The 25,757-nt window shown below is 68.8% G+C and carries 24 protein-coding genes; 22 read left to right on the top strand and 2 right to left on the bottom strand.

The genetic code is table 11. The features are described from left to right. Nucleotides 1–4: 4 nt before the first annotated feature. From ON36_RS30925 to ON36_RS30835, 19 genes are all read left to right on the top strand, one after another. Nucleotides 5–2,116, top strand: coding sequence for a GNAT family N-acetyltransferase (locus tag ON36_RS30925; RefSeq protein WP_169334758.1), 2,112 nt, complete (start codon nucleotides 5–7; stop codon nucleotides 2,114–2,116). Then, nucleotides 2,113–3,930: an asparagine synthase (glutamine-hydrolyzing) gene (gene asnB / locus ON36_RS30920; protein ID WP_043661156.1), complete on the top strand. Its 1,818-nt coding sequence runs from the start codon at nucleotides 2,113–2,115 to the stop codon at nucleotides 3,928–3,930. Before ON36_RS30925 ends, asnB begins: the two co-directional genes overlap by 4 nt. Before the next feature lie 52 nt (nucleotides 3,931–3,982). After that, a complete protein-coding gene (locus ON36_RS30915; RefSeq protein WP_043661153.1) occupies nucleotides 3,983–4,822 on the top strand; it encodes a TauD/TfdA dioxygenase family protein in 840 nt (279 codons plus the stop codon). After that, nucleotides 4,819–6,456 (top strand): GMC family oxidoreductase, encoded by a 1,638-nt coding sequence (locus ON36_RS30910; protein WP_043661151.1) that lies wholly within the window; start codon nucleotides 4,819–4,821, stop codon nucleotides 6,454–6,456. The genes ON36_RS30915 and ON36_RS30910 overlap by 4 nt, the downstream gene beginning before the upstream one ends. Nucleotides 6,457–6,469: 13 nt before the next feature. Further along, nucleotides 6,470–7,846, top strand: a complete 1,377-nt coding sequence (locus ON36_RS30905; RefSeq protein ID WP_043661149.1) for a DUF8614 domain-containing protein — start codon at nucleotides 6,470–6,472, stop codon at nucleotides 7,844–7,846. 20 nt (nucleotides 7,847–7,866) lie between these two features. Beyond that, nucleotides 7,867–8,550, top strand: coding sequence for a class I SAM-dependent methyltransferase (locus ON36_RS30900; RefSeq protein WP_043661148.1), 684 nt, complete (start codon nucleotides 7,867–7,869; stop codon nucleotides 8,548–8,550). Between the two features lie 24 nt (nucleotides 8,551–8,574). After that, complete coding sequence (locus tag ON36_RS30895) at nucleotides 8,575–9,873, top strand: diaminopimelate decarboxylase (protein ID WP_052314561.1); 1,299 nt, start codon at nucleotides 8,575–8,577, stop codon at nucleotides 9,871–9,873. Further along, nucleotides 9,870–10,691, top strand: a complete 822-nt coding sequence (locus ON36_RS30890) for a 2,3,4,5-tetrahydropyridine-2,6-dicarboxylate N-succinyltransferase (protein ID WP_043661147.1) — start codon at nucleotides 9,870–9,872, stop codon at nucleotides 10,689–10,691. Before ON36_RS30895 ends, ON36_RS30890 begins: the two co-directional genes overlap by 4 nt. Beyond that, nucleotides 10,672–11,859 (top strand): aminotransferase class I/II-fold pyridoxal phosphate-dependent enzyme, encoded by a 1,188-nt coding sequence (locus ON36_RS30885; protein ID WP_052314560.1) that lies wholly within the window; start codon nucleotides 10,672–10,674, stop codon nucleotides 11,857–11,859. The genes ON36_RS30890 and ON36_RS30885 overlap by 20 nt, the downstream gene beginning before the upstream one ends. Next, nucleotides 11,850–13,442: an AMP-binding protein gene (locus ON36_RS30880; RefSeq protein ID WP_043661146.1), complete on the top strand. Its 1,593-nt coding sequence runs from the start codon at nucleotides 11,850–11,852 to the stop codon at nucleotides 13,440–13,442. Before ON36_RS30885 ends, ON36_RS30880 begins: the two co-directional genes overlap by 10 nt. Further along, nucleotides 13,439–13,690 carry an acyl carrier protein gene (locus ON36_RS30875; protein ID WP_043661145.1) on the top strand — a complete coding sequence of 84 codons (252 nt, stop codon included), beginning with the start codon at nucleotides 13,439–13,441 and terminating at the stop codon, nucleotides 13,688–13,690. Before ON36_RS30880 ends, ON36_RS30875 begins: the two co-directional genes overlap by 4 nt. Continuing rightward, entirely contained in the window at nucleotides 13,687–14,682 is a 996-nt protein-coding gene (locus ON36_RS30870; RefSeq protein WP_052314559.1) for an amidohydrolase family protein, read from the top strand. Before ON36_RS30875 ends, ON36_RS30870 begins: the two co-directional genes overlap by 4 nt. A gap of 7 nt (nucleotides 14,683–14,689) precedes the next feature. Continuing rightward, nucleotides 14,690–15,595 (top strand): chlorinating enzyme, encoded by a 906-nt coding sequence (locus tag ON36_RS30865; protein WP_043661143.1) that lies wholly within the window; start codon nucleotides 14,690–14,692, stop codon nucleotides 15,593–15,595. Nucleotides 15,596–15,621: 26 nt separating this feature from the next. After that, a complete protein-coding gene (locus ON36_RS30860; RefSeq protein ID WP_043661142.1) occupies nucleotides 15,622–15,897 on the top strand; it encodes a phosphopantetheine-binding protein in 276 nt (91 codons plus the stop codon). Nucleotides 15,898–15,980: 83 nt separating this feature from the next. Next, nucleotides 15,981–16,880: a beta-ketoacyl-[acyl-carrier-protein] synthase family protein gene (locus ON36_RS30855; protein ID WP_043661140.1), complete on the top strand. Its 900-nt coding sequence runs from the start codon at nucleotides 15,981–15,983 to the stop codon at nucleotides 16,878–16,880. A 60-nt stretch (nucleotides 16,881–16,940) separates the two neighbouring features. Continuing rightward, complete coding sequence (locus tag ON36_RS30850; protein ID WP_083885564.1) at nucleotides 16,941–18,407, top strand: MFS transporter; 1,467 nt, start codon at nucleotides 16,941–16,943, stop codon at nucleotides 18,405–18,407. Continuing rightward, nucleotides 18,404–19,264: an amidohydrolase family protein gene (locus ON36_RS30845; protein WP_043661139.1), complete on the top strand. Its 861-nt coding sequence runs from the start codon at nucleotides 18,404–18,406 to the stop codon at nucleotides 19,262–19,264. The genes ON36_RS30850 and ON36_RS30845 overlap by 4 nt, the downstream gene beginning before the upstream one ends. After that, a complete protein-coding gene (locus ON36_RS30840) occupies nucleotides 19,261–20,556 on the top strand; it encodes a cation:proton antiporter domain-containing protein (protein ID WP_052314557.1) in 1,296 nt (431 codons plus the stop codon). The genes ON36_RS30845 and ON36_RS30840 overlap by 4 nt, the downstream gene beginning before the upstream one ends. Nucleotides 20,557–20,646: 90 nt before the next feature. After that, nucleotides 20,647–21,489, top strand: a complete 843-nt coding sequence (locus ON36_RS30835; protein WP_245558273.1) for an LLM class flavin-dependent oxidoreductase — start codon at nucleotides 20,647–20,649, stop codon at nucleotides 21,487–21,489. 22 nt (nucleotides 21,490–21,511) lie between these two features. Here ON36_RS30835 and ON36_RS30830 read toward each other — a convergent pair whose 3' ends face one another. After that, nucleotides 21,512–22,327 carry a serine aminopeptidase domain-containing protein gene (locus tag ON36_RS30830; protein WP_245558272.1) on the bottom strand — a complete coding sequence of 272 codons (816 nt, stop codon included), beginning with the start codon at nucleotides 22,325–22,327 and terminating at the stop codon, nucleotides 21,512–21,514. 121 nt (nucleotides 22,328–22,448) lie between these two features. Here ON36_RS30830 and ON36_RS30825 point away from each other — a divergent pair, with 121 nt between their 5' ends. Further along, nucleotides 22,449–23,363, top strand: a complete 915-nt coding sequence (locus ON36_RS30825) for an acetoacetate decarboxylase family protein (protein WP_043661193.1) — start codon at nucleotides 22,449–22,451, stop codon at nucleotides 23,361–23,363. A gap of 14 nt (nucleotides 23,364–23,377) precedes the next feature. On the opposite strand, the gene ON36_RS30820 is transcribed toward ON36_RS30825, so the two are convergent. Continuing rightward, a complete protein-coding gene (locus ON36_RS30820; RefSeq protein WP_043661134.1) occupies nucleotides 23,378–23,872 on the bottom strand; it encodes a winged helix-turn-helix transcriptional regulator in 495 nt (164 codons plus the stop codon). A 53-nt stretch (nucleotides 23,873–23,925) separates the two neighbouring features. Here ON36_RS30820 and ON36_RS30815 point away from each other — a divergent pair, with 53 nt between their 5' ends. Together ON36_RS30815 and ON36_RS30810 are read left to right on the top strand one after the other, a co-directional pair. Next, nucleotides 23,926–24,723, top strand: a complete 798-nt coding sequence (locus ON36_RS30815; RefSeq protein WP_043661133.1) for an acyl-CoA thioesterase — start codon at nucleotides 23,926–23,928, stop codon at nucleotides 24,721–24,723. Continuing rightward, nucleotides 24,710–25,757, top strand: a 1,048-nt coding sequence (locus tag ON36_RS30810; RefSeq protein WP_043661187.1) for an MFS transporter, incomplete at its 3' end; no start/stop codon positions are given. The genes ON36_RS30815 and ON36_RS30810, both read left to right, overlap by 14 nt.

The following is a 25,757-nucleotide window of genomic DNA, read 5'->3' as shown; positions in this document are numbered from 1 at the left end:
GCCCATGACAACACATCTGCTCGACTGGATCGCCGACCCGTCACCGACGACCGGGATCTACCGCGCAACCCCTGAGGGATGGCGCTTCTCGTCATACCGTGAGCTGGCTGCTCGTGCGCGCGGGCACGCCCGCGCACTGCGCGACGCCGGGGTGAGCGCCGGTGACGTGGTCGGCATCGTCGACCCCGACGCCGACGAGTTCGTGATGCGATTCTTCGCGGTGCTGCTGGCCGGGGCCACCCCCAACCCACTCGCGCCGCCGTTTCCTGTCCAGGACCCCCAGAGCTACCGGCAGCAGCTGGTCCGGCTCGTCGCCGTCGCCCACCCGTCCGCAGTCAGTGCCGCCCCCGATCTGCACGAGCTGATCGCGCCAGTTCTCGGCAACGTCCCGGTACTCGGCCTCGAGGAAATCGGAGCCGACCCGACCGGGCGGGGGCTGGTGGAGCGCGTCGGCCCGGAGATCGCGCTGCTGCAGTTCACCTCGGGCAGCAGCGGCACGCCGAAAGCCGTCCAGGTGCCCACGGCCGCGCTGGAAGCCAACCTCGCCGCGATTCACCGGTGGGTCGGCCCCGTGGACGCCGACCGGATCGCGACGTGGCTTCCCCCCTACCACGACATGGGCTTGATCGGGTGCCTGCTCGGATCGGTCGTGATCGGTCTGGACATCGATGCCATGAGCCCCATGGATTTTCTTCGGGATCCGCACAAGTGGCTGTCGTGTTTCGGTTCCCGCGGAGCCACGATCAGCGCTGCCCCCAACTTCGCCCTGCCGTATGTGCTGTCGAAGGTGTCCGGGCAGGAGATGAGCGGCTTGGACTTCGCGCGCTGGCGCATGCTCATCCTGGGCGCCGAGCGGATCGACCCGGTGGTCCTGCGTGAATTTCTGACCGCGCTGGCACCGTTCGGGTTGCGCCCGGAGGCCGCGTGCCCCGCCTATGGGATGGCGGAGGCGACCCTGGCCGTGTCCGGAGTGGCGGTCGACCAGACGGTTCAGGTCATCGGGGTGGACCCGCGAAACGGAGCTACCGAGGGGCCCTACGAGCTGGCGACCGCGGCACTGGAGAACGACAAGACCTGGCTGGTGGGGTGCGGCGCACCCCTCGAGGCGGTCACCGTGGACGTCGTCACCGCCGGCGCCGCTCCCGGCGCCGGCGAACTGTTCGTCGGGGGACCGAGTGTCGCCGCCGACTACCGCACGGCGTCGGGAACTGTCGATCTCAGCCGCGACGAGCGCGGTCGTCTGGGCACCGGGGACGCCGGCTACCTCGTCGACGGGCAGGTCTATCCGGTCGGGCGCATCGGCGACTCGGTCAAGATCCGCGCGGTCACCGTCTACGCCGAGGACATCGAGTCCGCCGTCGCCCGGGCCACCGGAACGTCGTCGAACCGCGTGGTCGTCCTGGCGGGCCTGCGCGCGGGCAGTCCGCACGTCGCGGTGCTGTTCGAGCACGCCGACGCCGAGGCCGCACCGGTCCGGCGGATCGTCACCAGCCTCGTCGGGACCGACGCTCTGGTGCGACTGTTCGACGCCCCCCGCGGCACGATCAACCGGACGACCAGCGGCAAACCGCGACGCAGACGGATGTGGGCCAAGCTGTGCGCGGGAGACTACGACGCCTTCGAGGTAGGTGTCGATCCGGCACCGCAGATCCGCGTCGATGACCTGCTCGGCCCCGAGATCAAGGAATTCCTGCAGGAGCACATCGACGAGATGCGGTCGATCTCACCACCGGAGAGCAAGCATGCCCTGGACCTGGCCGGGCTGCGGGTACCGGAGGTCACCTTCTGGACGATGTGGTCCGACGAGGTTCTTCTCGGATGCGGTGCGCTGAAAGATCTCGGTGACGGGCACGCAGAGATCAAGTCGATGCGTACCTCGCGGGTGCACAAGCAGCAGGGTCTGGGCTCGAGACTGCTCTCACACATGCTGACCCACGCACGGGAACGGGGATTCCGCCGGATCAGCCTCGAGACGGGGGCCCAGGATTTCTTCGAACCGGCGCGACGACTCTATGCCAAACACGGGTTCGAGTTCTGTGGGCCCTTCGGTTCCTACCGGGAAGACCCGAACAGTGTGTTCATGACCTGTCAGCTCGCTGCGCAGGAGGCGTCGTGAGCGGATTGATCGCATGGGTCGACGAGCGCGACGACCTGCGAGGCGAGCAACCGATCGCCGAAGCGATGCTCGACCGGCTCCGACATCGGGGTACGGCGTCCACGGGACTCTGGATCAACCGGCGCGCCGCACTCGGATACCGCGGGCACGCCCCCGCTCAGGCGCAGCCCTTCGTAGCCCACACCGAGGTCGGTGACGTCGTTGCCGTCGTGGCCGGGCACATCACCAATCCGGCCGAACTGGAGAAGGTCACTGCCGACGCCGGTGTCGCGGCGCCATCGGCGACAGTCGCCGAGCTGGTCCTGCACGCGTATCTCTGCTGCGGTGAGGACTTCGTCGACCATGTCGACGGAGAGTTCGCGATCGCGATCCGCGACGAGCGCAGCGACCTGCTGTTGCTGGTTCGTGATCGACTCGGGGTGAAACCGCTGTACTACCACCGGTACCCGACCGGGATCATGGCGGCCTCGGAACCGAAGGGGATGATCGCCAACCCGAGATTCAGCGCCCAGCTGGATCGGCGCAAATTGCCGATTCTGCTGCAGCCCCGGCTGTCGCTGCCGGGAGAGACCCCGTTCCTCGACATGTTCGAGGTGCCGCCGGGTGCAGTGGTGCGGTACGCCGAATCCGGCCTGTCCGTCCGCCACTACTGGCGACTGCACAGCCACCCGCATACCGACGACGCCCCGACCACCGCGGCCAGGGTGCGGGAACTGCTGGAATCCGCGGTGCGGTCCCGGGCCGAGACGTCCGGGCAGTTGGCCGCGATGCTCTCGGGCGGATTGGACTCGACCTCGGTCGCCGCCCTGGCATCGCGGACGATCGGGCCGAACGCTCGCCTCGATACCTACTGCATCCAGTTCGACAGTGACGCGACAGGCTTCGTCGCGAGCGAGCTCCGCCCGGATCTGGATGCCCCCTTCGCCGCGGAGGCGGCCCGCTATCTCGGCACCTGCCACCGGCCGGTCACCGCGACCACCGCTGATCTGATGGCCGCGATTCCGGCGACGCGACGCGCCCGCGACCTGCCGGGCTGGGGACAGTTCGACGCATCGATGTACGTGTTGTTCGAACGCATGGCCGCCGGCGCGGCCGTCGCCCTGACCGGCGAAGCCGCCGACGAGATCTTCGGTGGCTACCCGTACTTCTTCCGGCCCGAAACCACCGGTCGCGGCGGATTTCCCTGGCTCTTCGACGGGCCGACCCTCGCCGACTGCCTGGCCGACGACGTGCGCGAGGTGGTGGACCCGGCAGCCGACCTGCGCGACCGCTACGACCAACTCGTGGCCGCTGTTCCGCGATTGGATGGCGAGTCGGCGAGTGACGCCCGGATGCGGGAGATGTTCTACCTGTCCATGGCCGGTCCGCTGTCGGTGATCCTGGACCGCAAGGAGCGCATGAGCATGGCTCACGGCTTGGAGGTGCGTGTCCCGTTCTGCGATCACCGGCTCGTGCAATACGTCTGGAACGTCCCGTGGTCGGTGAAGTCCGCGGGCGGGGTCAAGGGACTGCTCAAAACGGCGATGGCCGACGTGGTGCCGCCCTCGACGCTGAACCGCAGGAAGAGCGCCTACCCGCACGTCCGCAGTGCCGCCTACGACGAGTCCGTGATCGCGCAGGCCGAACGGGCGCTGGCGCCGGGCTCACCCGTCGCGACACTGTTCGACCGGTCCCGCACCACGCGGCTCATCGAACGCATCGCCGCGGGCGCCGTCCTCGGCGAGCTGCCCGGCGGCTCGAATCCGGCGGCGCTGCTCATCCAGCTCGTGGAGCTGCAGCATTGGATCGAAGACTACGAAGTGGGTGTCGCATGAGGACGAAAGCCGTGACGGTGCGCGAAATCAGGGTGCCGAGGGGGACGGGATCATGATCGAACTGCTGCCCGTCACCGAGAAGATCGGGACCGAGGTCCGAGGACTGACGTCCATCGACGACATCTCCGACGCCGACTTCGATCGCATCTACCAAGCCTGGATCGACACCACCATCCTGGTGATCCGTGGGGTCGACATGACACCGGGACAGCAGGTCGCCTTCACCCGGCGCTTCGGGGACATCTACACCTACACCCGATCGAAGTTCGCCCACGAAGAGCACGAGGAAATCCTCATCCTGTCCAACATCGCGCGCGACGGAAAGCCTATCGGTTCGGCCTACAGCGGGCGGGTCTGGCACACCGACGGGCACTATCTCGAACAACCTCCGGCGGGGTCGATGCTCTACGCGCGGGAGGTGCCACCGGTCGGCGGAGACACCTTCTACGCGAACATGTTCGCCGCCTACGAAGCCCTTCCCGAAGAGATGCGGCGCCGGATCGAGGACTTGCAGGTGGTCATCAGCCGGGTGCAGTCCCGGCCCTACAACTATCCGGACCGTCCGGCACCGACCCCGGCCGAGATCGAGGAGTGGGTCGACGTCGCGCAGCCCATGGTGCGAGTCCACGAGGTCAACGGCCGCAAAGCGCTCTACGCCGGCGGAAACGTGCCCTGGCGCATCGTCGGCATGCCGCTGCGGCAGAGTCTGCCCCTGATCACCTACATTCAGGAGTTCGCCATCCAGCCGGCGTTCACCTACCGGCACCGATGGCAGCCCGGCGACATCGTCCTGTGGGACAACCGCAGCGCCATGCATCGCGCGACGTACTACGACGATCGCGCACACCGGCGCCTGATGCATCGGACCACCGTCGCAGGGCCCGGCTCATGAGTGGCCCTCGCGACGAGCACTTCGACTTCGTGGTGGTCGGCGGCGGAGCCGCAGGGTCGGTCCTGGCCGCTCGGCTCAGCGAACGCCCCGAAGTGTCCGTCCTGCTCCTGGAGGCAGGCGAGCATCGGCGCAGCCCGCTGCTGATGATCCCGGCGGCGGAAACCATCCTGATGGGAAATCCACTGTACGACTGGAGGTTTCGCACCGAACCCGATCCCAGTCTGGGCGGCCGGGAATTGAGTATTCCGCGTGGGCGGGCCCTGGGCGGATCGAACTCCATCAACGGCATGATCTTCGTGCGCGGTCAGCGAGGTGACTACGACGGGTGGGCGGCGCAGGGCAACGAGGGCTGGTCGTGGAACGAGGTCTTGCCCTGCTTCCGGAAACTCGAGACCGCGCGAGGGGTCGGCGATCCCGCCACCCGGGGCACCCACGGTCCCATCTCCGTCGGGCTGCCGCGCGAACGCGATCAACTCTGCGACGCCTTTCTCGCCGCGGCGCAGGCACGCGGGCACACGCTCAACCCGGACTACAACAGCGGCGATCAGGAAGGGTTCGGCTACTACCAGGTCAACCACGATCGTGGCCGTCGATCGGGAGTGGTCGGAACGTATCTCGAGGTGGCTCGGGCCCGACCGAATCTGACGATTCGGACCGGAGCGCGGGTCGTCTCGCTCGCGATGGAGCGAACGCGCTGCACAGGCGTCACCTATGTGCGAGCGGGAAATTCGACCACGGTCCGGGCAGACAGCGAGGTGATACTCAGCGCGGGCACGATCCAGTCGCCACAGCTGCTGGAACTCGCCGGCATAGGATCACCGACAGTCCTCGCCGCCGCCGACGTCCCCGTCCGCCATGACCTGCCCGGAGTGGGGGAGAACTTCCGTGACCACTTCGCCGCGCGACTGCGCTGGCGGGTCAGCCGTCCGATCACGTTCAACGAACGCTCCCGCGGCACGGCGCTGGCGGCGGAGATCGTGCGGTATGCGGTATCACGGCGCGGACTGCTGAGTCTGCCCATCGCGCTGGGCTTCGGATTCGTGAAGTCCGAAAGCCACCTGCCGGAACCGGATCTGCAATTCCATTTCGCGCCGGCCAGCTACGCCGACGGAACCACGAGCAGGAGGCTCGACACCCGCCCGGGGATGACCCTCGGGGTGTACCCGTTGCGGCCGGAGTCGACAGGATCTGTGCACATTCGATCCGGTGACCCGTGCGCCGCGCCCAGAATCCGGACAACGTTCCTGTCCGAGCGCGCCGATCTGGAGAAGCTGATCGCGGGAATGCGCATCGCCCGCGACATCATGGCGGCGCCCGAGATCGCCTCGTTGTCCGAGCACGAAACCGTCCCCGGCGCGGCGATGGTGACCGATGACGAACTGGCCGAATATGTCCGAGCCTCGGGCGACACCTCCTACCACCCGGTGGGCACCTGCCGGATGGGCGGTGACGAAGCGGCGGTGGTCGACGACCAGCTGCGCGTCCGCGGGCTCGATGGCCTGCGCGTGGTCGACGCCTCGATCATGCCGACGCTCGTGTCGGGCAACACCAACGCAGCCAGCCTGATGATCGGCGAAAAGGGCGCGGAACTGATTCTCGAAAGCCAGGGACTGACTGCCGGCACGGCAGCGTGAAACGGGGGACCGAATGTCTGTTGAATCCCACCTCGACCGGTTCGACTTCGACCGCAACATCGAACGTGCCGGCCGCTACCGCGACTATCACAGCAGCCTGTGGCCGCCCGCACACAGCTATGCGCTCAGCAGTCTGGACCTGGCACGGGAGATACCCCGACTGGGGCCGGAGTTCCGTTCCGCCCTCGGCCACCTGGCATCGGTCGTGGAAACCGAATGGGCGAAGGTGAAACAGATCGGAATCCGCGAGCGGCGCCGATTCAACGAACCCGACACCGCCGCGTCGGCGATGGCCGCGGTGGCCGCGTTACTGCCCGACGAACAGTCTCGCAGGGCAGCGGAACTCCGCACCCAGGCCGTGGGGACCGGCTACACCGACGAGATCCTGGCCGAACTGGCCGGGCTCGACGAACCGACGACCATCGTGTGCGGCCAGGTCTCGACCTGGTTCGGCAAGGAGGTCCGCGGGCTGCCCACGGTCTTCGGCTGCCGCACCGACGCCGAGTTGCAGTCGCTGGTGACCCGCACGCACGAGTTCGACAACAACGTCCGCGCTCATCTGCGTTCGTTGCACGCCGACCTGCTCGTCGGCGACATGCCCGCATTCGCGGCGACCCGACTTTTCCTCATGGCGGGCGAGGGCAACCGCCACCCCAAGCACATCGCCTACTTCCTGCCCGAAGACGAGGGGGTCAAATACTCGCCGTTCAAGAAGTCCTACTATTTCGCGAACACCCACCGGGCGATGCTCGACCGCATCTCCGCGCCGCTGGCCGACCGGCATCTCGATATCGGGGTCTGCTTCGATCCCGGCGCGCGACAGTTCGCCGCGATACCCACGCTCGGTGTTCTCGCGCACGAGCTCGGCCATTTCGTCCATCGCCCGGGGAAGGATTTCACGCGGCTCAACGAAACCGACCGGTGGACCTCGGTCGTACTCCAGGAGACCGCCGCCGACGTCTTCGGCACCCTGGTACTCGCCGAAATATGGGCACCGCACTTCGGAATTGCCGCCGACGATGTGATCGCCTACTATCTTTCCGAGTGTCTGCGCTACACCAGTCGAGGATTCGGTCATTTCCCCGACAGTGACGGCATGTTCCTTCAGCTCTCCTACCTCGCGCATTTTCGTGCGCTCTCCCTCCATGAGGGCATCACTCCTCGGCTCACCGGCGAACCGAGTGCCGTTCTGGCAGGTCTGCGCTCGTTGGCGCGTGTCCTCGCGGACACGTTGCTCGACGACGACGCGCAGACTGCCCGAGAATTCTATCTGTACTTCGGTCCCGCATCCCGCGGCGAACTCGGTCCCCTGATCGAGGTCTTCCGCGAATCCTCGATGCCGTCGATCGAGTACATCCAAGAGACTCCACGCGCGACCAGCGCGACGTAGCACCGGGGATGACGATGACAATGACACAGAATCTGGAAGCACTCTTCCGCTATTACACGACTCCGCGATCAGAAGCCGGAACCGACACGATCTACACGATATGGGAACGCGGTGAGGCATTCAACGACTCGGTGACCCCCTCGACCTATGTCCCGGAGTACCGTTCGCATCTCATCCTGAAATTCCTGTCGCTGACCGACGAAGGAGAGCGGATCTTTTCGCTGGGCTGCGGTAATGCGGCCGTGGAGGGTGCCCTGGTCGAGCACGGCCGCAAACTCGGCGGCATCGACGTCTGCGCCGAAGCGGTCGACCTGGCCCGAGCCAAGGGTGTCGACGCACAGGTCGCCGACTTCTTCGACCTCACAGCCCAGGATCTGGCCGGCTACACCGCGGTCTATGCGGACGGATTCCTCGGGCACCTGTTCGACGGCCGCGAAGAGATCGGCCCGGCACTGCGCAAGCTGCTCGACCTCGACCTCGAGCCCGGCACGTTGATCGTTGTGTCCAACGACGCGCCACCGGATCGTCGCGCACCGTTCACGGCCCACGAGAAGGTGTCGGACTTCTGGTACCTGTCGAAGGATTATCTGGCCCACCGCCTCGCCGCCACAGGTCTCGACGTCGTCGAAAGCTACTACTTCCCGTACATCCGCCCGATCAGCGGCATGCGCAATCGGACCATCTGTATCGCCCGGGTGCACTGAGCAGCAGAGCCGAAGGGACCCGCAATGCCGACATCTTCCGACTTCGACCGCAGGCTGCGTGCCCTGCTGCCGGACCTGGTGCAGCAGTACGGAACCCCGTTCCACCTGTATGACGAGCGCGGCATCCTGGCCACCCACGCGGCGATCACCGCGGCGTTCGCGGGGGTGGACTACCGCCAGTACTTCGCGGTCAAGGCGCTGCCCAACCCCGCCATCCTCAGGATGCTCACCGCGGCGGGCAGTGGGCTGGACTGCGCTTCGCCGGCCGAGCTCGAACTCGCTCGCCGGACCGGGGCCGTCGGTACCGACGTGGTCTTCACCTCCAACAACACCACCACAGCCGAGTACTCGGCCGCACAGGAGTTCGGCGCGATCATCACCCTCGACGACCGGGCGATGCTCGATCGCCTCGACACCGTGCCCGAGACCGTCTGCTTTCGCGCCGCTCCCAACGGTATCGGCACCGACAGCAGGCTCATGGGCGACGCCGCCCACACCAAGTTCGGGGTGCCGATCGAGGAGTTGCCCGCCGCCTACCGGCAAGCCAGGGCACGAGGGGCCCGCCGCTTCGGCATCCACGCCATGATGTTCGCCAACGAACTCGATCTGTCAGCCGCGATCCGCGCGACACGGGCTGTGCTGACCGTGGCCGCCGACGTCGCGCGCGCCGCAGGCATCCGATTCGACTTCGTCAACCTCGGCGGCGGGCTCGGCATCCCCTACCTACCCGGCGACCGCCCGTTCGACCTGCCCGGCTACGCGCACGCGGTCACCGTGATGCTGGCAGAACTGTTCGGGACCAGGTCGCCGCAGGTGCTCACCGAGTACGGGCGCTATGTCACCGGTCCGCACGGTGTGCTGGTGACCCGGGTTGTCGGCCGGTACGACAAAGCCCGCGAGACCGTGGGACTGGATGCCTCGATGCCTGCTCTGATGCGGCCTGCCCTGTACGGGGCATACCACCACATCAGTCTGCCTTTCGCGGGCGAGCGAAGCCGCCACCACGTCGACGTGGTCGGGTCGCTGTGCGAGAACATGGACAAGTTCGCCACCGACCGGGAACTGCCCCGCGCCGAACCCGGCGACATCGCCGTCATCCACGACACCGGCGCGCACGGCCACGCCATGGGCTACACCTACAACGGCCGCCTGCGGCCTGCCGAGCTGTTGCTCACCGCCGACGGCGACGTCGTGGAGATCCGCCGCGCCGAGACCTTCGACGACTATGTCGCCACCGTGCGATGGGACCCCCAGCCGGTTCCCCTTTCTCCTGCCAGGACCGGCGATCAATCGCCTCACCCCAGTGACGAGGTTCGCGTATGACCGAACAGACCCTGATCGACGAGTGGTTCGCCCGCCGCGACACTCTCACCGCCGACGACATCGCCGCCTTGTCCGGACTCGTCGAAGACGGCCTGGCACAACTGGATTGCGGAAAGCTGCGCGCGGCCGCCCCGGTCGACGGCGGCTGGGTCGTCGACACCGCGGTCAACAAGCTGATCCTGCTGTCCTTCCGCACCAGAACGAACAGGGTCGTCGACTCCGGAGGAGGTCTCGCTCCCGCCTTCGACAAGATGCCGCTGAAATTCGAGAACTGGGGCGCCGCCGACTTCGAGGCGGCGCGGCTACGGGTCGTCCCAGGAGCCGTGGTGCGCCACGGCGCCTACGTCGGGCCGGGAGCGGTGCTCATGCCGTGTTTCGTCAACATCGGCGCCTACATCGGCGCCGACACCATGATCGACACCTGGGCCACCGTCGGGTCGTGCGCGCAAGTGGGCAGTCGCTGTCATATTTCCGGCGGGGCGGGGCTGGGCGGGGTCCTCGAACCGGTGGGCGAACAACCGGTGATCATCGAGGACGACGTATTCGTCGGCGCGCGGAGCGAGATCGCGGAAGGAGTCCGGGTCCGGCGGGGCGCGGTGATCGGCATGGGCGTGTTCCTGAGCCGCTCCACACCCATCCTGGACAGAACCACCGGGGACATCCATTACGGCGAGGTGCCCGAGAACGCCGTCGTCATCGCCGGCGGCCGCACCGACGCGGGCGGGCCCGCCCACTCGTTGTACTCGGCGATCATCGTCAAATACGCCGATGCTCGCACCCGGGGAAAGACGGCGTTGAATGCGCTGGCACGAGACTGACCAGGGTGCGGCCACGACCAGCGCCGCCGGCCGAATGCGCGCATTGCTGCGTGATGTCGCGGCACCGCGAGGGCTCGAACCGATCGCGCTGCACCTCGGCGAATCCGCGCTCATCACCGCGCACCACGGCGAGGAGCTCGACGCCGACCCGCAACGGTGGGCCCGCTACCCGCGTCCCGGGGGGACGCCGGAACTGCGTGCCGCCTACCTCGGGTGGCTGGCTCGCCGCTTCGGCGTCGACGGCCACGGCCTGGCGGTCGAGCCCACACCGGGCAGCAAACAAGCGATGTCGGTGGCCATCATGCGGGCCGTGGGGCGCACACCCGGACGGCCGGTGATCCTGCCCAACCCGCTCTATCCGGCGTATACGCATTCGTGCGTCTTCGCCGGCGCCGACCAGGTGTTCTATCGGCCCGGCCAGGGCGGCGAGGCGATCGCCGAGGCAGTGCGAGCCTGCGGGCGCGCCGCCGCGGTCGTGGTGTGCAACCCGGGCAACCCACGAGGGGAGGTGCTCGGGCGCGAGGAGCTGATCGAGATCGCCGGTGCCGCAGCCGAAGCCGACGCCGTACTGATCGTCGACGAGTGCTACGCGGACCTGGTCGTGACCGGCGGCTCGCCGAGTCTTCTCCAACTCGGCGCCGGGCTGGCCGGACAGCAGTATCTGGTAGCGCACACGCTGTCCAAGCGTTCGGCGATGCCGGGACTGCGCAGCGGATTCGTGGCAGGCGACCCCGAAACCGTCGCCGACTACGCCAGGTTCAACCGGTTGTGCGGGGTGAGTTCTGCCGATCCTGTCAACGAACTCGCGGCCCGCCTGTGGTCCGACGACGCACACGTCGAACTGGGCAGAACAGTCCTGCGGGGCAACTGGGACGCGGCCGACGACGTGCTCGGCCATCTGCCCGGCTACCAGCGCCCACGAGCCGGAATGTTCCTGTGGCTGCCGGTCGACGACGACGAGGACTTCGTCCGCGCGGCGTGGGGCAGGCAGGCGCTGACCGTGATGCCCGGACGCTACCTGGCCTGCACCGAGCCCGATGGCACGAACCCGGGGGCGGGCTACGCGCGTATCGGCCTGGTGCACCGCGGCGCGCTGATGCGCGACGCGCTGCGGCGACTCGCGCGCGCATTCGACCACGACACGAACAGGATCCCGACATGTCGCTAGCCGATCTGTACCAGAACCTGGACCGACACCCGGACGCACGGATCACCGTCTGCACACGCGACGGCCGCGAACGCGTACGAACCTTCGCCGAACTGCGCCGCGACGTCGGCGCGGCCATGCGTGTCCTCGAGCGCGCTGGACTGTCGGCCGGTGACTTCGTGGCCATTCTGAGCCCCAACTCCTATGAGTGGATCGTCGCCGACCTGGCCTTGTTGACGCTGGGTTGTGTGCCGGTCGCGCTGCCTGCCGAATACCGGCCCGGCGACCCTGCCGACCTGGAAGAGCTGGCGAGCCGCTATGCCCTCTCGGCGGTACTCGTCGCGGCGAAGGTACCGATCCGTGAGCCCGCGACCGAGTTCACCGCTGATCTGTCAGCCGGGGGCGAGCTGAAGCTGTGGGTCGCGCCGCCGCCGTCGAACCGTCCGCAACTACCGGAGGGGGTGCGCACCTTGGTGTTCTCTTCCGGTACCGCCGGGACCCGCAAGTGCCTGATGCTCAACCAATCGGGAATCGACAACACCATCGCGGTGTCACGACTCCTCTGGCGGGTCGGACCCGCGGACAACCTGCTGATCGTCATGCCGTTCTCCAGTTTCCAGCAGCGGTATCTGATCTACCTGGCCATCACCACCGGCGCACACGCTTCGGTGGTGGCCCCCGAGCGCATGCTCCAGAAGATGAAGCTCTACCGGCCGACCATCGTGTTGGGCCCGCCATCGTTCTTCGAGGTCGTCGCCACCCGGATCGACGCGGCAGAACCCCAGGAGCTACGAGGCCTGCGCATCGCCACGGCCCTGCACCGATGGCTACCCGGTCTCCTCGCGCCCCGCCGGCTCCTGGGCCGCCGCTGGACCGGGATCTACGGCGATCGCGTGCGGTTGCTGTTCACCGGCTCCGCGCCCGTCCCGCAGTCGATCGTCACCTTGTTCCTCAGGCTCGGGATGCCGCTGTACGAACTGTATGGGAGCACGGAGGTCGGGTGGATCGCCGCCAACCTGCCCGCGCGCTCACGGCCGGGCACCGCGGGACGTACCGTGCCCGGGGTACGGGTCGTCCTCGGCCAGGACGGCGAGGTGCTGGTGAAGACCGGCACGCCACAGGCCTCGGGCTACGTGTTCGAGGGCACGGCCGATCAGGAGACGGTCTTTCTGCCGGACGACACGGTCGCCACCGGCGATCTGGCCGAGTTCGACGGTGACTGGCTGCGGCTGGTGGGACGCAAGAAGAACGTCCTGATCACCCGCAGCGGAGTCAAGATCAACCCCGAAATCCTGGAACAGGAACTCGAAGCCGATACGCGCATCAGCCGCGCGATGGTCTACATCGAGCCGGGCGCCACCGTTCTGGCCGCGGTGCTGTGGCTCGACAACGGCGCCCCCGGCGAGGTGCGCGAACAGATCGCCGGCGCCGTACGCGCCCTCGCTGCACGTCATTCACACGCGCATCGCATCGAACGCGTCGGATTCCGGCCCGCCGCAGAGCTGTCCGTGGAATCCGGGCTGCTCACCAGGAACCTGAAGCTGGACCGGGCCGCCGTCCTCCGCAACCTGGCCGCCGATGAGACAAGGAGCGTCGCCTCATGACAACACCGATCACCGACGACACCATCTGCCGGATCATCGGCGCTGCCGTACCTCGCGCGCAGGGCGTGATCACCCCGTCCAGCAGCCTGCGCGGCGAGCTCGGCATCGACTCGGTCGGCCTGATGAGCATCGTGCTGATGCTCGAGGAGAAGGTCGGTATCGACGCTTTCGACCACGTCGAGGAGTTCATCGGCGCCGAACAGGTATCCGACATCATCGCGATCGTGCGGCAGGCGAGCGCGGCATGACCGACCACGCCGCAAACGCGATCATCGACTTCCACACCCACATCGCCGCGACCATGTGCTTCCCGGAGTCCTTTCGCAGCGGCGTCGTGGACAACCTCGCGGTCGCGCTGCACGCGAAAGGCCTGCGGGTTCCCCGAGGCAAGATCGCGACGATGCTCGAGGCGACGATGAACGATCCGCTCGCCGACGAACTGGTCGCCGAAATGGACAGCGCGGGTATCGGCGAAGCCGTGCTCCTGCTGCCGGACTTCACCTTCGCCCTCCGGGACAGTACCCACACGATCGAGGAGCTGATAGAGCACCACCGCCTGGTCCGTGACCGTCACCCCGGACGCTTCCGGGTTCTGGCCGGGGTCGATCCACGATGGGGCGCGGACGGGCTGGCGCTGTTCGAGAAGGCGGTGCTGGACTACGGATTCGACGGCATGAAGTTGTATCCGCCGTGCGGGTACCGTCTCGACGATCCCGGCCTGTTCCCCTTCTACGAGATCTGTAACCAGTACGGGTTACCGGTGCTGTCCCACATCGGTGCCACCTCCCCGGTCCTCGATTTCGAGATCGCGCGCCCGATCTTCGTCGACGCGGCCGCGCGGGCGTTTCCCCGGGTCGACTTCGTGCTGGCGCACGGCAGTGTGCAGTACACCGACGAATGCGTGATGCTGTGCCACAACCGGCCCAACGTCTACATCGACGTCAGCGGCTACGAGACAGCAGGCATGGCAGACCTGCACCGGCTCTTTCAGCGCGGCATCAACCACAAGATCGTGTTCGGCACCGACTGGCCGGTGTTCCGGATGCAGGGCAAGCAGGCCGATTTCGTCGCGCGCTTCGCCAGGGAGAACGCCTTCCCGGACACCATGACCGAACACGAACGGGCGCTGTTCTTCCACGGCAACGCCGAACGCATCCTGCCTCCGGCCGCCGCGACGACCGGCCGGCGCTCCACCACAGCCACCTCCGACGACCGACCACGTACACCCGCAGAAAGGTAGGCGCGAGATGAGCACCGACAACACGCGTGGCCTCACCGCCGAGGAACTCCAATCCTTCCACGACAACGGATTCATCGGCCCGTTCGACCTCTACGACCCCGACGAGGCGCCGATCAAATGGGACCAGGCCAAGATCGAGATGGTCGTGTCCAAGAACAAGCCCCACAACTCGACCATCATCAACTACGACCGCCACCTGGACTGCAACACACTGTCCGAGCACATCTCGCGCCCGGAGATCGTCAACAAGCTGCGCAGCCTCATCGGTGACGACGTGCTGTGCTGGAAGACCAACATCTTCAAGAAGGAGCCCGGCGACGAGGGCACCGGCTGGCATCAGGTGGAGACCTTCGTGGTCGGGGAGACGACGAACTCCTCGACACCGTCGCTGCAATACACCGAGAAGTCCACCGCCGCGGCCCAGGAAATCACGGTCTGGACCGCGTTCTCCCCGGCCGACCGCGAACACGGATGCCTGCGTTTCATCCCGGGTAGCCACAAGCGCTGGTACTACGACGAATCGAAGTCGTTGACCTACGACATCGAGAACAAGTCGCACAACTTCTTCGGCTACGACTACGCCGAACTCAAACTGGACAGCACGTGGAACCCCGACGAGGAGCGCATCCACGAAATGGTCATGAAACCCGGCCAGTTCGTCATGTTCCTGGCCAAGTGCATCCACGGATCCCTGCCCAACACCAGTCCGGACACACGTCTCGGGTTCGCCTCACGCTACGTCGCGCCCTCGGTCAAGGTCTACGAGAACGTCAACAGCCTCACCGAGTTCGGCGACACCATCAGCCTGGACTACCACGGCTGTGTCCTGGTCTCCGGCGAGGACAACTACGGCTACAACCGCCTGCACCGCAGCAATCTCAACGGCCAGAAGTTCGTCCATCACCCGGCCTGACCCGACAGGCACGCAAGGAGGCAATCATGTCCGCGACGGACAACTCCCTCGAAATCGACTACCTCACCGCGTTCACCGACCTCGTAGCGGCTCGGAAGCTCGACCTCGCCGCGACCGAGATCACACCGGAGTCGACCCGCAGAGATCTCGGCATCGGCTCCCTGGACGTGATCATGCTGATTCTCGAGTACATCGGTGACCGCCAGGTCGAACTGCGACCGGAATGGGTTTCCGAACTCGAGACCGTCGCCGGTATCTGCACGGTCTTCCACCGGATCGACCAGGCCGCTGCCGACGCCTGAAACACCGGCCGGCCGGTGCCGGATCGCCGGCCGGCCTTCCGGCGCCGGCCGGCCGAGACCCTGATCGGATCACAGGCAGAACCATGGACAACCCAGCCACCATCGGACACTTCGCCTGCGAGTTCGGCGATCGAGAACTCGCGCCACAGGACATCGCGGACTTCGACACTCTCTGGAGCCGTTGCTCGGAGACGCCGTTCGCCACCATGGGTGCCCTGACACTACGGACGATGTCCCGGCCGGTCCTCGACTACATCATTCCGTGCATCCGCGCGACCGCGGACAGTGCGGGCATCGAGCCCGGGGCCGTCGATCACGTCGTCTTCGCCACCAGCGACTCCCAGCTGACCGACCTACCGCACCATTTCGCCCGGACGGTACTGGGTGAATCGGGCATGAGCACGGCCGTGCCGGCACTGCTCGGCCTGCAACAATGCTGCACCTCCATCGCCGCCCTGGACTACGCCCACCGACTGGTCACCGAGGGAACCAGCACGACCACCATGGTGGTGACGTTCGACTACACCACCGAGGACGCCGACCGAGTCCAGCCCTTCGCGGTATTCGGGGACGCGGTCGCGACCTGCCTCGTCAGCAGCGCATCGCCCGGCGGATTCGTCCTGACATCGACGGCGATCGGCACCGACGCCGCCGGTCTGCGAGGCGAGGACTCCTTCGGCTCACGCCGGCGCGTCGCGGCCCGCGTGCTCGACCGGGTCCTCGACGGACGTGACGTGGAGGCAATATTCCCCACCAACCTGTATGCACCGATGGTGCTGTTCAACGCCGTCAGCGCAGGCCTGGACCGATCCAGGCTGCACTTCGCGCAGACGCTGCGGAACTACGGGCACTGCGGCAACTGCGACTGGATGATCAACCTGGTGGACTACGCCGGCGGACACCCGTTCCAGCAGGGCAGCAACTACCTGATCCAGTCCTCAGCACCGGGCTTCTACGCCGCAGGACTACTGCACGGGATCTGACCGATACCCGAACCCCCGACAGCACTGCGCCCGAGCGCAGGGCCGACCCTGAGGAAACCGATGGACGACGGATCCGGACACCCCCCGCAACAGAGACGAATACTGGCGGTCACAGCCGTGGCCGGTTTCATGGCATTCCTGGACATGTCCATCGTCAATGTCGCCTTCCCCGACATCAAGGCCGACTTCGCCGGCAGCGCCCTGTCGACGCTGACCTGGGTGGTCAGTGGATACGCGGTCCTCTTCGCCGCCGCTCTCGTCCCCGCCGGCCGCTACGCCGACCTGCTCGGACACGCCAGGATCTTCCAGCTCTCGCTACTGGGATTCTCGGTGGCCTCGCTGCTGTGCGCGGCGGCCCCGACCGTCGAGTTCCTCATCGCCGCCCGGGCACTGCAAGGTCTGGCCGCGGGCTGCCTCGTCCCCGCAGGACTGGGCATGGTCCTGGTGGCCTACCCGCCCGAACGGCGCATGGCCGCCGTCGCAGGCTGGGCCGCAGCAGGCTCGCTGGCCGCCGCCGTCGGTCCGGCACTGGGCGGACTGCTGGTCTGGGCTTGGGACTGGCGGGCGGTGTTCCTCATCAACATCCCGATCACCCTGGCCACCTACTACGCAGGCCGAACGTTGCCCACGAGCACGGTCACGGCCACAAACGCGCGCCCCGACGCCCTCGGCGCGGTGATCATCGCGGCGGGAGTAGGGCTGCTGGTCACCGGCCTGACACAGGGCAGCGACTGGGGATGGGCCGGCCCTGCTGTCATCGCCGTCATCGCCGCAGGCGCCGGCTTGTGCGCCCTCGGGGTATGGCGGGCGCGCAACCAGCCCGTCCCCGCGTTGCAGATAGATCTCCTCGACAACCGCACCTTCGCCGCGACCTGCACGGTGTCCTTCTTCTTCGGCGTCGCGTTGCACGCGTGGCTGCTCGCCGGACCCCTCTTCACGATCCTGGTGTGGAAGTACTCGGTACTCCAAGCCGGGCTCGCCAACACGCCGGGAGCCTTCACCGCCGCGGCGGGCGCCGCCCTGGTCGCCAAATCCCGGCACAGCGACACCGAGCGGCGGTCCATCTTCGCCGGTGCGGTCATCTTCGCCCTCGCCGCAGTGTATTTCGCGGTCTCCATGACCACCGACCCGCAATTCTGGCGGGTCCTGCTGCCTGCGGGGCTCCTCGGCGGTTTCGGTATCGGCCTGCTCATGACCGCGGTTGCCGCCGCAGCGGCGAACTCGATACCCCGAGACCGGTACGGGTCCGGATACGGAATGAACCTCACCTCCCGGCAGGTCGGCGGTGCGCTGGGCATCGCCGCGTTCGCCGCGATCATGGCAGGCGCCCACGCCGGAGTCCTCGACGGAGTTCGCGCCGTCTTCCTGTTCTGCGCAGCGGTCACCGTGCCGACCCTCCTCGCCGCGATCGCCCTCCGGCACGGCGACGTGCGCCCCCTCTCCGCGCCCGGCGCTCCCGAGGACGCGCAGGCCGCGTCAACGGGGCCGCGACCCCACACCGTCACCGGCGAGGAGGACCGGACATGAGCGAGCTCGACCGAATCGACAGCCACCTGCACCTGTGGGACCCCGGAACCGGGTGGTACGACTGGATGAGCAGCGAATTCGCCACGATCGCCGCACCGTTCGACGCGGACGACGCATGGGAAGAACTGTCGCGCAACGCGTTCACCGGCGCGGTGATCGTGCAGGGATGTACCCGAATCGAAGAGACACGCCTGCTGCTCTCCCATGCCGAGGAGAACGAGTTCATCCAGGCCGTCATCGGTTGGGTCGACCTCACCGACCCGGCAGTGGCGGAAACGATCGCCTGCCTCGCCGACGGGCCCGGCGGCCGGTTCCTGGCAGGATTTCGCCACCCCGGTCTCTTCGAAGCCGCCGACGACTGGATCAGCCGACCCGAGATCGTCCGCGGAATAGCGGCCGTCGGGACAGGTGGTCGTTGCTTCGAACTACTGGTCACACCCGCGCAGCTCCCCGCGGCGACCTCCGTCGTCCGCGCTCTTCCCTCGATGACCTTCGTCCTCGACCACATCGGCGAACCGGACATCGCCAACGGCCGATACCAGCCGTGGGCCGCCGCGCTGGCCGACATCGCCCGCGAGCCGAACGTCTACTGCAAGTTCTCCGGAATGGCGACCCACGCAGACTGGGCACGGTGGGAGGTAGCGGATCTGCGCCGATATGCCGACCACGTCCTGGAGGTGTTCGGACCGTCCCGCATCATGTACGGCTCGGACTGGCCCTACTGCACCCTCGCCGCGACCTACGATGAGCAGCTCGCGGCCACGACGAGCCTTCTCGCCCCCTTGTCGGGGGCCGAACGGGCGCTGGTCATGGGCGATACCGCCGCGGCCGTCTACCGGGTGCGGACTCGGGCATGACACACAACGCCGCCCAGATCTTCACCTACGTACTGCTCGACATCTGTTTGATCCTCGTGGCCGCCCGCGTCCTCGGCCGCATCGCGGCGAAGATCGGTCAACCGGCCGTCGTGGGCGAGATCGTCGCCGGTATCGCACTGGGGCCCACCGTCCTCGGAGCCCTGCCGGGAAACCTCATGGCCCAGCTGTTCCCGGCTGACGTGGTGCCCTATCTGAAGGTGCTCGCCCAGGTCGGACTCGTCCTGTTCATGTTCCTGGTCGGGCTCGAGCTGGACGTACGCGTACTGCGCGGACGCGGGCGTGCGGCCGGCGCCATCTCGTTGTCCTCGATCGTCGTGCCGTTCACCCTCGGCGCCGCGGTGGCGCTGGTGCTGTACCCCCACCACCATCTCGTGGCCAACCACGAGGTCTCCCGGACAGCGTTCATCCTGTTCCTCGGGATCGCGATGTCCATCACAGCGTTCCCCGTCCTGGCCAGAATCCTGTCGGACCGACGCATGCAGCACAGCATCGCCGGCACCTTCGCCCTGGCCGCGGCCGCGCTCGATGACGTACTCGCCTGGACGCTGCTGGCCTTCGTCGTCGCTGTGGTCAAGGGCGGCGACGCCATGGAGGTGGTCCGGATCGTCGGGCTGACGACCCTGTTCGCCGTCCTGATGCTGGTGCTCGTCCGGCGGCTGCTCGTCCGCCTGCTGAACGCATTCGAGCGTGCCGGGCGCCTGACACCGGACATGCTGGTGCTGATCCTGGTCGGGGCACTCGGCTCGGCGTGGATCACCGACAAGATCGGCATCCATGCCATCTTCGGAGCGTTCTTGTTCGGCACCATCCTGCCGCACAAGGACCGGTTCACCCGAGAAGTCCTCACTCGGCTGGAACAAGTCAGCGTCCTGCTTCTGCTGCCGTTGTTCTTCGTGGTGACCGGATTCGGCGTCGACGTCGGCGGCCTCACCATCGGCGCCTGGCTGCAGCTCGGCATGATCCTGCTGGTCGCGGTATCGGGCAAACTGCTGGGCGGGTATGCCGGCGCGAGACTCACCCGCATGCCACCACGCCAGAGCGCCGCCGTCGCGGTGCTCATCAACACCCGCGGTCTCACCGAACTCGTGATCCTGTCCGTCGGACGCGAGCTCGGCGTGCTCGACGACGAGATGTTCACCATGATGGTGCTGATGGCACTGATCACCACGGCGATGGCGACCCCCGTCCTCGACCGCATCTATCCCGCACGCATCTTCCTGACCGAAACAGGCTCGCCGCGCCCCGATGACCGAACGGCCGCCCGTCGGTAAACGGTGCGATAGTGCGCGTTTGGGACATGAATCCGATCGATTCGCGCATGGAAGTGCTCACTCGGGGGCCCTACCGTGGGTCGGGTAATCATGAACCGACACACTTTCGGAGGCACACCGGTGACCATGCGGCTCGGCGTATTCCTGCCCACATCCGGACCGGACGCCGCGGCGTCGGCGGTCGGCGGCGTCTGCGACAGCGCCCGCGCCGCCGAGGCGGCGGGACTCGAATCCGTGTGGGCCACCGACCATCTCGTGGCGAGCGCGCCCATGCTGGACAGCACGGTCGCGCTCGCCACCGCCGCGGCCGTCACCGACGACCTGCGGGTCGGCTTCGGCGCCCTGCTGCTGGCGTTGCGGCCGACCGCGTGGGCGGCCAAGGAGATCGCCACGCTGCAGCTCGTGTCCGGCGGACGGCTCCTCGTCGGGGTCGGTACCGGCAACCCCGCCCACGGCGACGCCGGGTGGCGCGCGGCGGGCGTGCCCTTCGAGGCGCGCGGCGCCCGCACCGACGACGCGCTACGAGTCCTGCCCGCGCTCGTCGCGGGCGACCCGGCGGCCCCGGGCGACGGTCCCTCGGTGACGTTGTCGCCGGGCGCGGCCCGTCCGCCGATCCTGATCGCGGGCAACGGCATTCGCGCCCGTCGTCGCGCCGCGGAGTTCGGCGACGCGTGGATGCCCATCGATCCGGGTCTCGACCGGCTGCCCGGCCTGGCCGAGGAGCTGGGTGACCTCGCCGCGCGGCACGGGCGGCCGGCCCCGGGGATCACGGTGGTCGCGCCCACGCTGCCCGGCGAACCGTCGGCGGCCGCGGACGCGCTGGCCGGCTACGAGGCGGCCGGGGCCGAGCGGGTGATCCTGGCGCCCACGGGCGCCGGGTGGCGCGACGACTACGCGTTCGCCGCACGGGTCAGGGCGGCGCTCGCGTCGTGACGGTGGGGCGGGCGCCGCGCGGTCAGTCCCGGCCCGGCTCGGTGGCCCCGACCGTCGCGCGCGCGGCGGCCTGCCCGTGCCACCAGCCGACGATCCGGTCGACCACGGCCTCCGGCGTGCGGACCCACTGCACGTGGTCGACGCTGCCGCCCGCGGGCGCGTCCTGCGCGCGGTAGTCCCAGCGGGTGGCGCGGCCGGGTTCGATCATGCCTCGGGCGAAGGCGTCGATGCCGCGGGTGGGCGCGAGCTCGTCGCCCTCGAGGGCGACCACCAGCGCCGGGGTGCGGATCGGGTCGGCGTGGGGAAACGGCGGCGTGCCGGTCAGCACCATGCGGGCCCACTCGCGCATCATCGTGCGGGCGCCGGGCGCGCCGAAGGCGGGTTTCGGCAGGTGGCCGAACAGGGTCGTCGCCACGGGGACGAGCGCGGCCATGGCCGCCACGTGCAGGCCGAGCCGGGGGTAGTACCGGAACCACGGCAACGACCCGGCGACGGTGACGATGCCGTCGGCGGGCGGGTGGGTCAGCTCGTGGCCGGCGACGAGTTGCGCGCCGAGGCTGTGTCCCAGGAGCACGACGGGCCGACCGGGCGCGTCGGCGCGGGCGGCGGCGACCGCGCGCCCGATCGTGTCGATCTCGTCGCGGTAGGACCAGTCGTTCGACCGGGAAGCCGGTGGTTGTCCCTTCTCGAAGCCGCGCCGGGGGAGCGCCCTGGCCTCCCACCCGCGCGCGGCGAAGGCTGAGACGAGGGGCCGGTAGAAGCGGGATCCGATCGCCATGGCCGGCGCGATGAGGACGAGGGGGTCGGGCAGGGCCGTTTCGGTGACGGGAGACTCCACGAGCGCTTATGTTAACAGCGAAAACATATGAAGGAAACCGCGCGGATGACAGGGTGTTGACGGTGCTTACATTGGCGCCTAGGGTGGTGCCACCTCATCCCGCGAGCAAGGAGACATGCCGATGTCGCCGACACGACCCGCCACCGTCGACGTGGACCTGGGCGGCCGCCCGGTCCCGGTGCCCGCCGGGGGCATCTACGACCGCTACCGGATGGCCACCGACCTCGACGCGATCGCCGCCGACCCGCGCGTGCGCAGCGTCGACTTCTTCCGGCGGTTGCCCAAACGGCGGGTGGACTCCGCCATCGGGGAGACGCTGAGTCCGAATTTCTACTATCGGATGTCCAGCACCCGGCTCACGCTGCTCGCGCGGTCCCGGGCCCTCCGCGCCCGGCTGCCCCGCGAGCTCGCCCCGCTCGAGGTCGCCCCCGGACTCGGCCTGGCCTCGGTCGTCTTCTTCCGCTACGACGTGTGCGACATCGACTTCTACACTGAGGCCGCCGTCGCGATCGCCGTCCGGCCCGCCCGGCACGGCGGGCCCGGTGTGGTCGACCTCGTCGCCGGGCTCGGCAACGACCACCTGCACTCGTATGTGCTGTCGCTTCCGGTGAGTTCGGAGATTGCGCGGGTGCGCGGCCGCGACGGCTACGGCTTCCCGAAATGGGTCACCGAGCTCGAGGTCGACATCGACCCCACCCGGACCGTGGCCCGGGTGGCCGACGACGACGGGCGGACCGACCTGGCCCTGACCGTGCCCACCCCGCCGCAGCGCCGTTACGCCGACGGCGCCCGCGTGTCCTCGCTGACCTCCTACACCCGGATCGGCGGCGCATGGCACTCGACGCTGACCCAGGTCAACACCTTCTCCGCCGCCTCGGCCACCCTCCCGCGCGGTGCCGCGCCGACCCTGGGCCGGGGGAGGCTGTCCGACGACCTCCGATCGCTGGGCACCCTGCGACCGGTCCGGCTCGATGTCGTCACGGAGGGGCAGATCGCCCTGCACATGCCGGTGCCGATCTCGATGCCGGCGGCCTGATCCGGGCGCCGGCCCTATGGGCTCGTCCGGTGGACCCGGTGCGCGGGCAGGAGGGATACCGGGCCCGCGCCGGGCCCGTCGACCGGGGTCAGGTCCCGGCCGAGCACTCGTTCGCCGCAGTGCGCGCAGACCGGCTCGACGGTGGCGACCCGGCCGCAGGTGCGGTGCACGGTCTGCACGGGCGGGCCCGCCGGGGCCGCCCATTCGTCGCCCCACTGCCGCATGGCGGTCACCACCTGCCACAGCGAGCGGCCCTTGGCGGTCAGCCGGTAGTCGTAGCGCACGGGATTGTCCTGGTAGGGCTCGCGGGTCATGACGCCGTGCTCGACCAGCCCGTCCAGGCGCTGGGTGAGGACGTTGCGCGCGATGCCGAGGCGCTCGCGGAACTCGTCGAAGCGGGTCACGCCGAACAGCGCGTCGCGCACGATCAGCAGCGTCCACCATTCGCCGACCACCTCCAGGCACTGGGCCAGGGAGCAGTTCATGTCTTCGAAGCTGGTTCGGCGCATGCCGCCAGCCTACTGGGTTGCATGAAAGAACTCACCCGTCTACGGTGAGTTGCATGATGAAACTCACTGGGCGGCTGGGTGACGGCTTCGCCCTCGCCCCCGACGGCCCCGGGCGCTGGCGTGCCGGCATCGACGACTCGTGGCGCGGCTGGACCGGACCGCACGGCGGCGCGCTCGCCGGTGTCCTGATCGAGACGGCCCAGCGGGCGAGCACCCGCGACCACCCGGTCCGGTCCGCCGACATCCGCTTCCTCGGCAGGCCCGCCACCGGCGAATTCCTCCTGCGCGCCACCGAACTCCCGATCGGGCGCAGCACCACGGCGCTCGAGGTGGTCGCCGAACAGCGGGGCACGCCGGTCGCCGCCGCCACGGTGACCCTCGGCGCCGCGACGCCGACCGCGACGCCCGCCCATACCGACCGCCCCGCGCCCGTCGTGCCGCCCGCCGCCGACTGCGCCGAGTTCCGGCTCCCGCCCGAGATCGTCCCGGTGGGTGCGCATTTCGTCATCCGCCCGGCGGCCGGGCCGCTCCCGCTCAGCGGGGCGGACGAGGCGATGATGTGCGCGTGGATCGGTCTCGATCCGGACCTCCCGGTCGACGCGCCGACCCTCGCGGTGCTGGCCGACGCGTTGCCGCCCGGGATCTTCCCGCTGCTGCGCGCCCCGGTCCCCGTGCCGACGGTGACGCTGTCGCTGCAGCTGTACGCCGCCGCCCCCGTCGACGCGCCGGTGCTGGTCCGCGCCGCCACCCTCGCCTCCGGCGCCGGCTGGTCGGTCGACGACACCGACATCTGGGACCGTGACGGCGCCCTGCTCGCGACCGCCCGGCAGACCCGCCGTGTCCTCGGCTGACCGCGCGGCGCGGGCCGCCGATCCCCGCCTCGTGCTCGCGGTCGTGTCGACCGGTGTCCTGCTGTCCAGCCTCGACCTGTTCATCGTCAACGTCGCCATGCCCGCGATGGCGACCGACTTCGGCGCCGGGCTGACCGGCCTGTCGTGGGTGCTGAACCTCTACGCGATCGTCTTCGCCGCGCTGCTCGTCCCCGCGGGCAGGCTCGGCGACCGTCACGGCAACCGGGCCACGTTCCTGCTCGGGCTGGCGGTGTTCGTAGCCGGGTCGGCGCTGTGCGCGGTGGCCTGGAATGTCGCCGCGCTCATCGGTTTCCGGGTGGTGCAGGCCGTGGGGTGCGCGCTGCTCACCCCGTCCTCGCTCGCGCTGGTGCTGGCGGCGACGCCGCCCGAGCGCCGGGCGGGCGCGGTCCGGCTGTGGGTCGCCTTCGGCGGCCTCGGCGCCGCGCTCGGACCGGTGATCGGCGGGCTGCTCGTCGAACTCGACTGGCGCTGGGTCTTCCTGGTGAACGTGCCGATCGGGCTGGCCGCCCTCGCGGCGGGCGTGCGGGTGCTGCCGCGCCCGGCGCCCGACGCCGGACCGCTGCCCGACCTGCTCGGCGCGGCCGCGCTCATCGGCGCCGTCGGGGCGTTCATCCTGGCGCTGGTGCAGGGGCCGGAATGGGGCTGGGCCTCGCCCGGCGTGTCGGCCGCGTTCGCGGCGGCCCTCGCGCTCGGCGTCGTTTTCGCGGTCTCGACGGCGCGGCACCGCAGCCCCGTCCTCGATCCGGCGCTCCTGCGCGCGCGGAATTTCTCCGTAGCGAGCGCGAATTCGCTGGTCTTCCAGATCGCGTTCGCCGGGATGCTGCTCTCGGTGTCCCTCTGGGCGCAGCAGGTGTGGGGGTGGTCGGCGCTGCGGACCGGTCTGGCGATCGCGCCGGGGCCGCTGCTCGTGCCGTTCGTCGCCGTCGCGGCCGGGCGGCTCATCGGGCGCGTCGGCGCCGGGCCCGTGATCGCCGCGGGTGGCCTGGCCTTCGGCGGCGGGCTGCTGTGGTGGG

The sequence above is a fragment of the Nocardia thailandica NBRC 100428 genome (assembly GCF_000308795.1).
GTDB lineage: Bacteria > Actinomycetota > Actinomycetes > Mycobacteriales > Mycobacteriaceae > Nocardia > Nocardia thailandica.
This window is presented reverse-complemented; position numbering and strand designations above follow the sequence as displayed.

Bases quoted from the DNA above. Each gene is read 5' to 3' on its own strand.
- ON36_RS30845 (WP_043661139.1), top strand. From the start codon at position 18,404: ATGAGCGAGCTCGACCGAATCGACAGCCACCTGCACCTGTGGGACCCC.
- ON36_RS30850 (WP_083885564.1), top strand. From the start codon at position 16,941: ATGGACGACGGATCCGGACACCCCCCGCAACAGAGACGAATACTGGCG.
- ON36_RS30860 (WP_043661142.1), top strand. From the start codon at position 15,622: ATGTCCGCGACGGACAACTCCCTCGAAATCGACTACCTCACCGCGTTC.
- ON36_RS30885 (WP_052314560.1), top strand. From the start codon at position 10,672: ATGCGCTGGCACGAGACTGACCAGGGTGCGGCCACGACCAGCGCCGCC.
- ON36_RS30890 (WP_043661147.1), top strand. From the start codon at position 9,870: ATGACCGAACAGACCCTGATCGACGAGTGGTTCGCCCGCCGCGACACT.
- ON36_RS30820 (WP_043661134.1), bottom strand. From the start codon at position 23,872: ATGCGCCGAACCAGCTTCGAAGACATGAACTGCTCCCTGGCCCAGTGC.
- ON36_RS30815 (WP_043661133.1), top strand. From the start codon at position 23,926: ATGATGAAACTCACTGGGCGGCTGGGTGACGGCTTCGCCCTCGCCCCC.
- ON36_RS30875 (WP_043661145.1), top strand. From the start codon at position 13,439: ATGACAACACCGATCACCGACGACACCATCTGCCGGATCATCGGCGCT.
- ON36_RS30880 (WP_043661146.1), top strand. From the start codon at position 11,850: ATGTCGCTAGCCGATCTGTACCAGAACCTGGACCGACACCCGGACGCA.
- ON36_RS30855 (WP_043661140.1), top strand. From the start codon at position 15,981: ATGGACAACCCAGCCACCATCGGACACTTCGCCTGCGAGTTCGGCGAT.
- ON36_RS30825 (WP_043661193.1), top strand. From the start codon at position 22,449: ATGTCGCCGACACGACCCGCCACCGTCGACGTGGACCTGGGCGGCCGC.
- ON36_RS30835 (WP_245558273.1), top strand. From the start codon at position 20,647: ATGAACCGACACACTTTCGGAGGCACACCGGTGACCATGCGGCTCGGC.
- ON36_RS30915 (WP_043661153.1), top strand. From the start codon at position 3,983: ATGATCGAACTGCTGCCCGTCACCGAGAAGATCGGGACCGAGGTCCGA.
- ON36_RS30870 (WP_052314559.1), top strand. From the start codon at position 13,687: ATGACCGACCACGCCGCAAACGCGATCATCGACTTCCACACCCACATC.
- ON36_RS30925 (WP_169334758.1), top strand. From the start codon at position 5: ATGACAACACATCTGCTCGACTGGATCGCCGACCCGTCACCGACGACC.
- ON36_RS30840 (WP_052314557.1), top strand. From the start codon at position 19,261: ATGACACACAACGCCGCCCAGATCTTCACCTACGTACTGCTCGACATC.
- ON36_RS30910 (WP_043661151.1), top strand. From the start codon at position 4,819: ATGAGTGGCCCTCGCGACGAGCACTTCGACTTCGTGGTGGTCGGCGGC.
- ON36_RS30900 (WP_043661148.1), top strand. From the start codon at position 7,867: ATGACACAGAATCTGGAAGCACTCTTCCGCTATTACACGACTCCGCGA.
- ON36_RS30895 (WP_052314561.1), top strand. From the start codon at position 8,575: ATGCCGACATCTTCCGACTTCGACCGCAGGCTGCGTGCCCTGCTGCCG.
- ON36_RS30905 (WP_043661149.1), top strand. From the start codon at position 6,470: ATGTCTGTTGAATCCCACCTCGACCGGTTCGACTTCGACCGCAACATC.
- ON36_RS30865 (WP_043661143.1), top strand. From the start codon at position 14,690: ATGAGCACCGACAACACGCGTGGCCTCACCGCCGAGGAACTCCAATCC.